This window comes from Burkholderiaceae bacterium (assembly GCA_024235995.1).
GTDB lineage: Bacteria > Pseudomonadota > Gammaproteobacteria > Burkholderiales > Burkholderiaceae_C > Ottowia.
Genome location: JACKLI010000001.1, coordinates 3,356,152 through 3,368,490, shown reverse-complemented (window position 1 = coordinate 3,368,490; position 12,339 = coordinate 3,356,152). Strand labels below are relative to the sequence as shown.

Genomic DNA, 12,339 nt, shown 5'->3' with positions numbered 1-12,339 from the left:
TCACCGGGTCAGCCGGGACGGCTGTCGGCTTCACCGGCCACCATGGCGTGGCTTGGCAGTTGCTCCACGATGGCGCGGTGCAAGGTTGCCAGCGTGACCGGCTTGTACAGCACCGGAATCCCGCTGGCGGCGACGTCGAGCAGGCGTCGGGGCTGCGTTTCTCCCGTCACGAGCAGGCGCGCAGGCAGGGCACCCTTGCTGTGGGGGTGAGCGGCCAGTGCCGCCAGCACCAGCAAGCCGTTGTCACCGTCGGCCAGCAGCAGGTCGCAGATGATCACGTCGGGCGGGACCTGCCGCGCGTCCATGTGGGCCAGCGCCTCGGCGCGCGAGCGGGCCGTCAGCACGTGGCAGCCCCAGCCGCCCAGGCCCAGATGAAGCCCTTCCAGGATGGCCGGCTCGTCGTCGATGACCAGGATGGTCGATCCCGCAAGCCGGGCGCCGTAGGGCGGCAGGCTTGCGGCGGCGGTCGTCTCGGTTGGCGGCTCGGGCGGACAGGTCTTCACGCGCAGGCGCATGCAGGTGCCGCGACCGACCACCGACTTCAGTTCGACGCGGGTGTGCAGCAGATGCGCCAGGCGCCGCACGGTGGCCAGGCCCAGTCCGAGGCCGCGCGTTTCGCCGCGATGCGCGGTTTGCGGCAGGTTGTCGGCCTGGTAGAACTCGTCGAACACGCGCTCCCGAAGTTCGGCCGGTATGCCGACGCCCGTGTCGATGACGTCGATCTGCACGACTGCGCCGCGCGTGCGGGCCGCCACCAGGATGCCGCCGGTGACCGTATGGCGCAGGGCATTGGAGACCAGGTTGCCCAGGATGCGCGAGAGCATCGTGAAGTCCGAATGCACCCACAGCGCGGTCGGGCGCACCACCAGGCGCAGCCCGCGCTCCTCGGCCACGGGCCGATGGTCGCGGCTGACGTTGGCGAACACCTGGTCCAGGGCAAAGCGCCGCCAGTTGGGGCGCAGCACGCCGGCGTCCAGCTGCGACAGGTTCAGCAGTTCCGAGAACAACTGGTCGAGCGAGCTCACGCATTCGCGCACGTGGCCGATGCGCTGCAGCCGCACGGGGTCGGCTTCGCCGCTGGCCAGGCCCTCGGACAGCAGCGTGAGCGCGTGCAGCGGCTGGCGTAGGTCGTGGCTGGCGGCCGCCAGCAGCCGCATGCGTGCCTGGCTGGCGCGCTCGATCTGCTGGTTCTTGCGTGCCAGCTCGGCCGTCGCCTCGCGGATGCGGGTCTCCATCTCCAGCCGGCTGCCCGCCAGGGCCCGGGCCGACCGGTTGAAGCCCTGCAGCAGGCGCTGGATCTCGAGCGTGCCGGTCACCTCGACCTGGGTCGACTCGCCAGCGCCCAGCTTCTCCAGCGCCACGCCCAGCCGCGAGACCGGGGCGGTGATGCGCCGCGCGGCCCACGCGCCGGCAGTCAGCACGGCCAGCAGCGACACCAGCAGCGACACCAGCACGTCGCGCCAGCGCTTTTGCCGGGCGTCCAGCAGCTCCTGCAGGCTGGCCTTGATGTTGACTTGCCCGCTGGGCCGGCCCTGCGCGCCCAGGATGGGCGCCGTGACCTGAAAGCCCGGCGCGCCCTCCGCGCCCGGCTCATCGGCCTGGGCCAGCAGCTCGCCGTCGGCCGACCAGACGCGCACCTGCTTCACCTGGGGCTGCGAGATGCCTGCGCGGGCGATGCCAAGCAGCGCCCGCCGGTCCATGGCGCGCATCGGTTCCTCGGCCGCGGTGGCGATCTGGTAGGCCGCCGTCTGGGCATTGGCCCGGATCAGGGCCTCCACGCTGCCGAGGTACTGCCGCGTCGCCACCATCGAAACCGCCAGGGTGGCCAGCACCGCCGGCAACACCGCCAGCAGCACCAGTTGCGTGGTCAGCGACAGATGCGAGAACCACTGCCGAACCGTGGCCGAAAGGGTCATGTCCGAGTCTCCTGACCGGCGCGCGGCTGCCGTCCAGCCGGGTCGCGAAATCCATGCTCCACAGCGCGGCGGCATGGCACGGGTGATGGCCTCGAGGCCTTGCGATCACGCGGTGCGTTGGCCCGGAACATGTACCGCGGCGAGCCTGTCTGCGGCAGAATCATAACCATGGCCGAGTTCAAGCGGATGGAATCGACAGCCGGGCGCGAGCAGGCGCGGATCTCGCCCCGCTCGCGGCGGCATTGGCTGCGCACCGCGGTGCTGGGGGCGGCGGCGGCATGGCTTGCGGCCGACCCGGCGGCGGCGCAGGTCGCCGCGGAGGATCCCGATCGCGCCGCACGCATGGCGCTGCGCTTCGGTGTCCTGCCCATCGGCGGCACACTCGATTCGCGCAACGACTGGGCGCCCTTGCTGGCCGACCTGGAGCGTACGCTGGGACGCCCGGTCACCATGTTCTCGGCCAGCAGCTATGGCGCGCTGGCACGCGCCATCGAGCGCGACGAGGTGGACATCGCCTTCCTGTCGGGCGAGATGGCGCTGGAAGCCGTGACGCGGCGCGGCATGCGCGTGGTGGCGCAGGTGACGCGCCACGATGGCTTGCCAGGGTATCGGGCCATCCTGCTGGTGCGGGCCGAGGGGCCGCGCAGCACGCTGGCGGCCCTGCTGGCCGACCCCGACTCCTGGCGGATGGCGCGGGGGGAGAAGCACTCCCTGTCGGGCTTCATCGTGCCGCAGCTGGAGTTCTTCCTGCCGCATCGCATCGAGATGGAAACGCGCTTTGCCAGCGAGATCGTCGGCACCCATCAACGCATCGCGTTGGCGGTGGCCAATGGCGAGGCCGACATCGCGACCAGCAACACGGCCGATTTCGAGCGCTTCCAGCTGCAGTTTCCGGAGGAGGCCGCGCGCCTGCGCATCATCTGGTCGTCCGACCTGATCCCCCACGGCCAGATCGTGATGCGGCGCACCTTCAGCCCGGCGCTGCGGCGCGCGGTGCAGGATTTCCTGACGGGCTACGGGCGCGCACCCTCGCCCAAGGGCGATGGCCAGCGCGCGGTGCTCAAGGCCCTGCACGACCTGGCGGGCTTCATCGCCGCCGACAACCGATCGCTGCTGCCGGCGGCGAGCATCGCCGCCAAGTACGCCCGGCAGCAGGCCCAGCAGGCGCAGTGGATCAACGAAGAGGCACGCCAGGCGCGCTTCAAGCGCATCGACGCCGAGTACGCGGCCCAGGTCCGGATGCTCACGGCGGAATGAACCGGCGGGTGCGGACAGCCTATCCATAACTATAAAAAAGATAGCTGCTGGCGCTTGGTGCACGCTGGCCAAGGTCCGATTTGACCTCGAATCAATGGCTCCGCCCGACCGGCTAGGCCATTCGGAGGATTGGCTCGGCGCTCCGTCACCGGGAAACTGACAGCTCTGGCGTTTGGGGCGCGTGGTGCGCCGTGCCGCGTGTGTCGATGCCTGCCCGATGGCGGTTGGCCGTTTCCTGGAGCATGAGTTGAGCTGGCGATCCAAAGTGGTCTGGAGTGAGGGGATGCTGCTGCAACCCCAGCACCTGCAGCAAAGCGAACGCAACGCCGATCATGTTCGCCACGTGGCCATGCGCGCCACCGTGGCATGGGCCTGGGGTTTCAGCGAACTCGAGATCGACACCGCCGCCCTCGAACTGGGCAAGCTGGCGCTGGTGCGGGCCGTGGGCGTGTTTGGCGACGGCACGGTGTTCGACATGCCGGCGGTCGACCCCTTGCCCGAGCCACTGGAGCTGCCCTCCACGGCGCGCGATGTGGCGGTCGTCCTGGCGCTGCCGCTGCGCCGGCCGGGCGCGCGCGAGGCCGACGTCGAGGTTTTCGAGCCCCTGGTGCGCCATCGCGCGTTCGAGGAGGACGTGCCCGATTCCAACACCGGAGGCGAACGCACGGCCCTGCTGCAGCTCGGGCGCCTGCACGCACGGCTCATGCTGGCGGCCGACGCGGGCGATGCCTGGACCACGCTGGGCGTGACCCGCGTGCAGGAGCGGCGCGCCGACAACCTGCTGGTGCTGGCGCGCGAACAGCTCCCGCCGCTGCTGGACGTGGCGGCCCATCCGACGGTCCACGGCTGGGTGGGCGAGCTGCGCGGCCTGATCCACCAGCGGGGCGAGGCCCTGGCCGGGCGCCTGACGCAGGGCGGCACGGGCGGCGTGGCCGAGGTGGCCGACTTCATGCTGCTGCAGACGGTTAACCGGCACGAGCCGGTGTTCGACCACCTGATGCACAGCGCCAGCCTGCATCCAAGCCACTTCTTCGAATGCGCCCTGGCGCTGGCCGGTGACCTGGCGACGTTTCGCGAGGGGCGGCGGGCGGCGCAGTTTCCGCCCTACGTGCACGACGACCTGCAGGCCTGCTTTCGGCCCCTGATGGACGATCTGCGACGCAGCCTGTCGATGGTGCTGGAGCAGTCGGCCATCCGCATCGAACTGCACGACCGCAAGCACGGCGTGCGCGTGGCCCTGATCTCCGACGTGGAGCTGCAGCGCAACGCCACCTTCGTGCTGGCGGTGCAGTCGCAGATGCCCGGCGAGGCGCTGCGGGCGCGCTTTCCCACCCAAGTCAAGATCGGCCCGGTCGAGCGCATCCGCGATTTGGTCAACCTGCACCTGCCGGGCGTGACCCTGACGCCGCTGCCCGTCGCGCCGCGCCAAATCCCGTTTCACAGCGGCGCCAGCTACTTCGAGCTGGAGACGCGCCACAGCGACCTGTGGCGCCAGCTCGAGCAGTCGGGCGGCATGGCCATGCACATCGCGGGCGATTTCCCCGGCCTGGATCTGGCGTTCTGGGCCATCCGAGGCTGATGGCAGGAGGAAAGGCCATGAGCCCACGCCCGGCCGCTCCGAAGGGGGCTCATACCGCAGTGCGAAGCACGGAGGTTAGCCAATGAGCAATGCACCGGACCCCTTCGCGGCCTTCGAAACCGAGCGGACCATCGTCAAGCCGCAGCCGCGCCATGGTGCCTCGGCGCCGCCGCCGTCCTCGAGCGCCGGCGGGACGGCGTCCGATGCCCCGCCGGCCGACCTGGGGCATCTGGCCGCGCTCAATCCGCTGGTCGCCGCCGCGACGCCGCTGCTTTTGCTGGCGGCGCGCCTGCGCGGCATGGTCCAGCCCGCCGACGCGGGGGCCCTGCGCACGGCCGCCGGCGAGGCCGTGCGCCGCTTCGACGCCGATGCCAGGGCCGCCGGCTCCGCGCCCGAGGCGGTGCTGGGAGCGCGCTACGTCCTGTGCACCGCGGTGGACGAGGCCGTGGCCAACACGCCCTGGGGCGTGCAGGCGGGCTGGAACAAGCAGAGCCTGCTGGTTCAGTTTCACAACGAGACCTGGGGTGGCGAGAAGGTGTTTCAGCTGCTGGCGCGCCTGGCCCAGGACGTGCCGGCGCACCGATCCCTGCTGGAGCTGATCTACTGCGTGCTGGCGCTGGGCTTCGAAGGCCGCTACCGGGTGCTGGACAACGGCCGCAGCCAGCTCGAGAGCGTGCGCCAGCGCCTGGCCGAGCTGATCCACAAGGACCGCCCGCCCCTGGAGGCCGATCTCTCGCCGCACTGGCGCGGGCAGGGCCTGGTCGGGCAGGCCCTGCGCCACGCCGTCCCCCTGTGGGTGGTGTCGGCGGCATTGCTGCTGGTGCTGGCCGTGGCCTGGTTCGGCGCGCGCGTGGTGCTGGGCCAGCGCTCCGATTCCACCTACGCGGCGGTGGCGGCCCTGCGCGCGCCCGGGGTGCCCACGCCGCCGCCGGCCGCCATGCCGGCGGCTCCGCGCCTGGCGCGTTTTCTGGAGCCGGAGATTCGCGAGGGCCTGGTCACGGTCACCGACGAGGCCGACCGCAGCACCGTGCGCCTGCGCGGCGACAGCTTTTTCGCCTCGGGCAGCGCCGACCCGATGCCGCGCACGCACCCGGTGCTGGGGCGGATTGCCCACGCCCTGTCCGAGGTGCAGGGCGCGGTGCTGATCACCGGGCACTCGGACAACGTGCCGATCCGCTCGTTGCGCTTCCCGTCCAACTGGCAGCTCTCGACGGCCCGCGCCGAGGCCGTGAAGGCGGCCCTGGCCGTGACCGTGGCGCCGCAGCGCATGCGCGCCGAGGGCCGGGCCGACGCCGAGCCGGTCGCCTCCAACGACACCGCCGACGGCCGGGCCCAGAACCGGCGGGTCGACATCGTCCTGTTCACCAACCCCGCCAGCGCGTCCCCCGCGGGCTCGGGAGCACGGTGATGGGCTCCCTGCTGCGAACCCTGCTGTCGCCCATCGCCACGGTGCTGCGGGCGCTGCTGACGCCTGCCGTGCTCATGGTGCTGGCCCTGCTCACCCTGGCCCTGCTGGTCTGGTGGATCGGGCCGGTGGTGCGCGTCGGCGACGCCGCGCCGCTGGCCGGCGTGGGCGTGAGGGCGGCGCTGATCGGCGTGCTGGCGCTGCTGGTGCTGGGCCCCTACGTGTGGCGCCGCGTGCGCGCCCGGCGTGCCAGCCGCATCCTGACCGAGCAGCTGACGCGCGAAGCGCCAGGCAAGCCGGCCCGGCCTGCCGCGCCGGGTGAATCGCAGGTGCTGGGCGAGCGCTTTGGCGAGGCCATGCAGACCCTGCGGCAGATGCGCCTGCATCGCGCGGGCGGCAAGCCTGGCTGGCGCGACTGGCTGTCGGTGTCGGGTGGCAGCTACCTGTATGAATTGCCGTGGTATGTGTTTGTCGGCGCGCCCGGGTCGGGCAAGACCACGGCGCTGGTCAACTCGGGCCTGAGCTTTCCGCTGGCCGAGAAGTACGGGCCCGGTGCGATTGCCGGCGTGGGCGGCACCCGCAACTGCGACTGGTGGTTCACCGACGAGGCGGTGCTGATCGACACCGCCGGGCGCTACACCACGCAGGACAGCGACCAAAGCGGCGACAAGCAGGCCTGGGAGGCCTTCCTCGACCTGCTCAAGAAGACCCGTCCGCGCCGCCCGCTCAACGGCGTGGTGCTGACGCTCAGCGCGGCCGACCTGTTGCAGCAGGGCGTGGCCGAGCGCAGCGCGCACGCCGCCGCCCTGCGCGCCCGCCTGCAGGAGCTCGACGAGCGCCTGAAGGAACGCCTGCCGGTCTACGTGCTGGTCACCAAGGCCGATCTGCTGCACGGCTTCATGGCGTACTTCGACGACCTGGGCAAGGCCCAGCGCGCGCAGGTGCTGGGCTTTACCCTGCCGCCGCAGGAAGGCGGGGAACTGGCGGAAAAGGGCGTTTCGAGTTTCTTCGGGCGTGAGTTCGGCCTGCTCAGCCAACGCTTGGCGGACGGCTTGATCGATCGCCTGCAGCATGAGAGCGATCCCGCGCGCCGCACCGAGATCTTCGCCTTTCCGGCGCAGTTTGCCGCCCTGGGTCCCGCGCTGGAGGACGTGCTCGACCAGGTGTTCGTCGGCTCGCGCTACGCCCAGTCGCCCTGGGTGCGGGGGGTGTATTTCACCAGCGGCACGCAGGAAGGCAGCCCCATCGACCGGGTCATGGGCAGCCTGGCCCGCAGCTTTGCACTGCCGCGCGCCGCCCTGCCGGCCCAGACCGCAGGTGGACGAAGCTACTTCCTGACCACCCTGCTCAAGGAAGTGGTGTTCCCCGAGCAGCGCCTGGCCGGAACCGACCTGCGAGCCGAGCGGCGCCGCCACATCGGGCGCAACGCCGCCCTCGCGGGCGCCTTGCTGGTCACCCTGGGGCTCTTGGGGCTGGGCGGCTTCAGCGCCTGGCGCAACACGCGCTACCTGGCGGCGGTCGACGCCCAGGTGCCCGCGATGCGCGAACGCCTGGCGGCCTTGCCCGAGCAGGTGCAGGACCCCCGGCAGGGCATGGCCGCGCTGGGCCCGACCCTGCAGGCGCTGCGCGACGTCTGGCGCGTTCCCGAGAACGGTATGGGCCAGCCCCCGGTGACCATGACGCTGGGGCTTTATCAGGGCGACAAGATCGACACGGCGGCTGAGATCGCGCACCGCCACGCCCTGGATGAGGTGCTGCTGCCCCTGGTGGCGCGCCGGGTCGAGGCGCAGCTGCGCGGCGCTGGCAAGGACAACCTCGAATTCACCTACGAAGCCCTGAAGGCGTATCTGATGCTGTTCCAGCCGCAGCATTTCGATGCGCAGGCGCTCAAGGCCTGGGTCACGCTGGACTGGTCGCGCCTGCTCGATCAGGGCGTCACCGAGGAGCGCATGCGCCAGCTCGAGCAGCAGCTCGACGCGCTGGTGGCCAACGGCCCGCCGCGCATGCCCTTGCAGATGGACGAGGCCCTGGTGCGCGACGTGCGGGCGCTGCTGGCCAGCTATCCGCTCGAGCTGCGTGTCTTCAGCCGGCTCAAGCGGCTGCGCCTGGGCAGCGACGTGCCGGCCTTCAGCGTGGCCAATGCCGCTGGCCCGTCGGCGCCGCTGGTGTTCGAGCGCGCCAGCGGCAAACCGCTGACCGATGGCGTGCCGGGCCTGTTCACCTACGACGGCTATCACCAGCGCTTTCAGCAGGCTGTGGCTCAGATCACGCCCCAGCTGGCGGCCGAGGAGCCGTGGGTGCTGGGCCAGCCGGGCAACGTGGCATCGCGCCTGCAGGGCGCCGCGGCGCTGGGCGATCTGACGGACCGGGTGCGCGGCCTGTACCTGCAGGAATACGTCAAGCATTGGGAAGCCTTGCTGTCCGACCTGCACCTGGTGCGCGCCAGCGGGCTGGAAAAAAACATCGAGATCGCCCGCATCCTCTCCAGCGCCGACTCGCCGCTGGGTCGCCTGCTGCGCGCCGTGGTCAAGGAAACCACCCTGATTCCGCCCAGGAAGGATGGCGCCACGGCCGGCGCGCTGGACCGCGCCGCCGAGGCCGTGCGCGGCACGCGGCGCAACCTGGAGGAGCTGATCGGTGGTTCCTCGGCCACGGCCAAGGCCGCGCCCGGTAAACCCATCGAGAGCATCGTCGACGATCGCTTCGCGGCCCTGCGGCAGCTGGCCACGGCGCCGGCGCCCGGGCAGCCGGCACCGATGGACGATGTGCTCAAGCTGTTCAACGAGGTTTACGTGTACCTGAATGCGGTCGACACGGCCCTCAAGAGCCGCAACTCGCCGCCGCCCGGTGACGTCGCCGGCAAGCTGCGTGCCGACGCCGCGCGCCTGCCCGAGCCGGTGCGCTCGATGGTGGAAAACCTCAGCCAGACCGGCGCCGCACAGGCCCGGGTGGCCGAGCGCGGCAACCTCAGCCAGGACCTGCGACCGGTGACCGAGTTCTGCGAACGGGCCATTTCAGGGCGCTATCCGTTCGACCCCAACAGCCCGCGCGACGTGCTGCCCGAAGACTTCGGCCAGATGTTCGGGCCCGGTGGCCTGATGGATGATTTCTTCCAGAAACGCCTGGCGCCCTTGGTCGACACCAGCACGCGGCCCTGGCGCTACAAGCCGGTGGCCGATCGCGGCGCCGTCACGCCGGCGGCGCTGGTCCAGTTCGAACGCGCCGCACGCATCCGCGACATCTTCTTTCGCGCCGGCGGGCGCGCACCCTCGATCCGGCTCGACTTTCGCCCGGTGGAGATGGACGCCAGCATCACCCAGTTCATCCTCGACGTCGATGGGCAGCTGGTGCGCTACGCCCATGGTCCCGCGGTGCCCATGGCGGTGCAATGGCCGGGCCCGCGCGGCAGCAACCAGGTGCGGATTCAGCTCAATCCGCCGTCGGCCACGGGCGGTGCCTCGGGCATGACGGTCGACGGCCCGTGGGCCTTGTTCCGGGCGTTCGACAAGTCGCAGCTCGAACCGGGCGGCGCGCCCGAGCGCTTTTTCGTCACCTTCGCCATCGACGGTCGCCGCGCGCGCTTCGAGGTCACGGCCAACAGCGTGCAGCACCCGGTGCGATTGCGCGAGTTGCGGGAGTTCAAATGTCCGCAAGGTCTTTGAACGCGCTGCCTGGGTGGTGGGGCAAGCTGCCCGGGACCGGAGACTTTGTTTGTCGACGCCTGTCGGATGCCGTGCGCGCCCGGCTGGATGAGTGGTTGCAGGTGGAACTCGGCGCGCTGCGCCGGCGCCATGCGGGGTGGCAGACAGCGTACCTGGGAGCGCCGCTGTGGCAATTCGCAGCCGGCGCCGGGCTGCTGACGCAGGAGGCCTGGCTCGGCGTGATGATGCCGTCGGTCGATCGGGTGGGGCGGTATTTCCCCTTGCTGATCGTGCAGCCCATGCCGCAGATCGTTGTTGCGTCGCAGGCCTGGTGGGATGGTGCGACCCAAGCGGCCCTGCAGGCCCTGCACGACGATTGCGGCCCGCAGGGCCTGGACGATGCGCTGGTGGCCCGGTTCGGCGCGATGAAGCCGGGCGCGACGTCCACGGACGGGTGCCAGCGGGTCGAACCGGGCGGCAGCCTGTGGCGCAGCGCGGCGGGCACAGGGGCTCCACTGGCGTGCGCCGGCTGGCCGCGCGATGCGCATTTCGATCTGCTGTTCGATCTGGCGGGGCTGCCCGCCACGGCGGGGCCTGTTGGATGAGCACGCCCGACGACCTCACGCGCATCGCCACCGCCCCCACGGGCAGTGATGTGTCGGTTGCCGACGATGCCACCCGGGTGCTGTCCGCCGATTCGGCGGCGGCCATGCGGGCGGAGGAGTCGAGCGCGTCGATCGATCTTGGTGCCGGTGCGCTGGCGCCGGGCACCCGGCTGGTCGAGTTCGAGATCACGCGGGTGATCGGGCAGGGTGGATTCGGCGTGGTCTATGAGGCATGGGACCACACCCTGGAGCGTGTGGTGGCCCTGAAGGAATACCTGCCCACCACGCTGGCCACGCGCGCCGCGGACGGCACCATTCACCCCCTGTCGGAGCGCCAGCGCGAGACCTTCGAGCTGGGCATGCGCTCGTTCATCAACGAGGCGCGCCTGCTGGCGCAGTTCGACCACCCCTCGCTGGTCAAGGTCTACCGCTTCTGGGAAGAACGCGGCACGACCTACATGGTGATGCCATGCTACCAGGGGCGCACCCTGCGGCAGGCCCTGGCGGCCAGCGGGCCGGACGGCGTCGACGAGGCCTGGCTGCTGGCGGTGGTCGATGGCGTCAGCCAGGCCCTGGGCGTCATGCACGCCGCGCACTGCTTTCACCGCGACATCGCGCCCGACAACATCATGCTGCTGGAGGGCAGCGAACGCCCCGTGGTGCTGGACTTCGGCGCCGCGCGCCGCGTCATCAGCGACAAGACCCAGGCCATCACGGTGATCCTGAAGCCGGGTTACGCGCCGATCGAGCAGTATGCCGAGATGCCGGACATGAAGCAGGGCGCCTGGACCGACGTCTATGCCCTGGCCGCCGTGATGCACCTGGCGGTCACGGGACGGGTTCCTCCACCTTCGGTTGGGCGTGTGATGACCGACGGCTACGTTCCGCTGGCCAGCGATGCGGCCCTGTCGCAACGCTACAGCCCGGCGCTCCTGAGCGCCATCGACGCCGGCCTGGCCGTGCGGCCCGAGGCACGGCCGCAGTCCATGGCCGCGCTGCGAGCCCTGCTGGGGCTGGGCGCCGCGGCCGCCGATGGCGCGGCCACGGTGCTGGCCGCGGCGGCGCCCATGTCTTCCAGGTTGGCTCCCGCGGATCCGACGACGCAGGCCCCGTCGCGCCGCACCGCAATGCCCTGGACGATTCTGGCTCTCGTGCTGGCGCTCGTGGCGGCCGGTGGCGCCTGGTGGTGGAGCCAGCGCGGCCCGGCGCCCAAGCCCACCGGTACGCCGGCTGTTGCGCAGGGTTCCCCGGCGGCCGCAAGGGCTCCTGCGCCGCCTGCCGCCGAGCCAACCCCCGCATCCCAGCCGGCCCAGTCCAACGCGCCGCCACCCACGCCGCCCGCGCCGGCGCCATTGCCTGCCGCGCGCACGCCAGCGGAATCCTTGCGGGCCTTGGCACTCGGCGCTGCCGCCGACGTGCGCGTCACGGCGCGCCCCAACAAGCCCGAGGTCGCGATCGGCAAGGATCGGCTGGGCTTTTCCGTGACCAGCAACCGGGCGGGCTATGTCTATGTTTTCCTGCTGGACACCCAGGGCGAGCTCTACATGCTGTTTCCCAACGCGCTCGACAAGCGCAACCAGATCGCGCCCAACCAGACGATCGAGCTGCCGCGTGCCTCATGGCCCATGGAGTCCGGGGGGCCCGCCGGCACGGATCGGTTCGCCGTGCTGGTCAGCGCCCTGGAGCGCGACTTCACCCAGTCCGGGGTGCTTGCGCGCGGGGTGTTCGCGCAGTTTCCGGCCCCGGTGCTGGCTTCGCTGGAACGCACCCGCGGCAGCGGGCCGACGCCCCTGCTGGGCCAGCCCATGTGCCCCGGTGGGGCATCTCGCTGCGACGATGTCTATGGCGTCGCGCACTTCGAGATCGCCGAGAAATGAGCCCCATGAGTTCGCCGCCGATGAGCCCATGGGCTACGAGCGCCTGTTTGAACCCGCCG

7 protein-coding genes are annotated in these 12,339 nt (G+C 71.2%); 6 read left to right on the top strand and 1 reads right to left on the bottom strand.

From position 1 onward, the window contains the following. Positions 1-8: 8 nt before the first annotated feature. A complete protein-coding gene (locus H6927_16075; GenBank protein MCP5219609.1) occupies positions 9-1,916 on the bottom strand; it encodes a response regulator in 1,908 nt (635 codons plus the stop codon). Between the two features lie 186 nt (positions 1,917-2,102). On the opposite strand from H6927_16075, the gene phnD reads away from it, so the two are divergent. The 6 genes from phnD to H6927_16045 all read left to right on the top strand — a co-directional run bounded on the left by phnD (position 2,103) and on the right by H6927_16045 (position 12,280). Beyond that, entirely contained in the window at positions 2,103-3,173 is a 1,071-nt protein-coding gene (phnD, locus tag H6927_16070) for a phosphate/phosphite/phosphonate ABC transporter substrate-binding protein (protein MCP5219608.1), read from the top strand. A gap of 247 nt (positions 3,174-3,420) precedes the next feature. Further along, positions 3,421-4,752 (top strand): type VI secretion system baseplate subunit TssK, encoded by a 1,332-nt coding sequence (gene tssK / locus H6927_16065; protein ID MCP5219607.1) that lies wholly within the window; start codon positions 3,421-3,423, stop codon positions 4,750-4,752. Positions 4,753-4,834: 82 nt separating this feature from the next. Next, the gene (locus H6927_16060; GenBank protein ID MCP5219606.1) at positions 4,835-6,160 is read left to right on the top strand and encodes a DotU family type VI secretion system protein; all 1,326 of its coding nucleotides are present in this window, start codon (positions 4,835-4,837) and stop codon (positions 6,158-6,160) included. Next, positions 6,160-9,819, top strand: a complete 3,660-nt coding sequence (gene tssM / locus H6927_16055) for a type VI secretion system membrane subunit TssM (GenBank protein ID MCP5219605.1) — start codon at positions 6,160-6,162, stop codon at positions 9,817-9,819. The genes H6927_16060 and tssM overlap by 1 nt, the downstream gene beginning before the upstream one ends. After that, positions 9,816-10,403: a type VI secretion system-associated protein TagF gene (tagF, locus tag H6927_16050; protein ID MCP5219604.1), complete on the top strand. Its 588-nt coding sequence runs from the start codon at positions 9,816-9,818 to the stop codon at positions 10,401-10,403. Before tssM ends, tagF begins: the two co-directional genes overlap by 4 nt. Further along, positions 10,400-12,280, top strand: a complete 1,881-nt coding sequence (locus H6927_16045; GenBank protein MCP5219603.1) for a protein kinase — start codon at positions 10,400-10,402, stop codon at positions 12,278-12,280. Before tagF ends, H6927_16045 begins: the two co-directional genes overlap by 4 nt. The last annotated feature ends 59 nt before the right edge of the window (positions 12,281-12,339 follow it).

What these genes read in the sequence shown, in the direction of transcription:
- H6927_16045 (MCP5219603.1), top strand. Translation starts at nt 10,400, where the DNA reads ATGAGCACGCCCGACGACCTCACGCGCATCGCCACCGCCCCCACGGGC.
- H6927_16060 (MCP5219606.1), top strand. Translation starts at nt 4,835, where the DNA reads ATGAGCAATGCACCGGACCCCTTCGCGGCCTTCGAAACCGAGCGGACC.
- tssM (MCP5219605.1), top strand. Translation starts at nt 6,160, where the DNA reads ATGGGCTCCCTGCTGCGAACCCTGCTGTCGCCCATCGCCACGGTGCTG.
- phnD (MCP5219608.1), top strand. Translation starts at nt 2,103, where the DNA reads ATGGAATCGACAGCCGGGCGCGAGCAGGCGCGGATCTCGCCCCGCTCG.
- H6927_16075 (MCP5219609.1), bottom strand. Translation starts at nt 1,916, where the DNA reads ATGACCCTTTCGGCCACGGTTCGGCAGTGGTTCTCGCATCTGTCGCTG.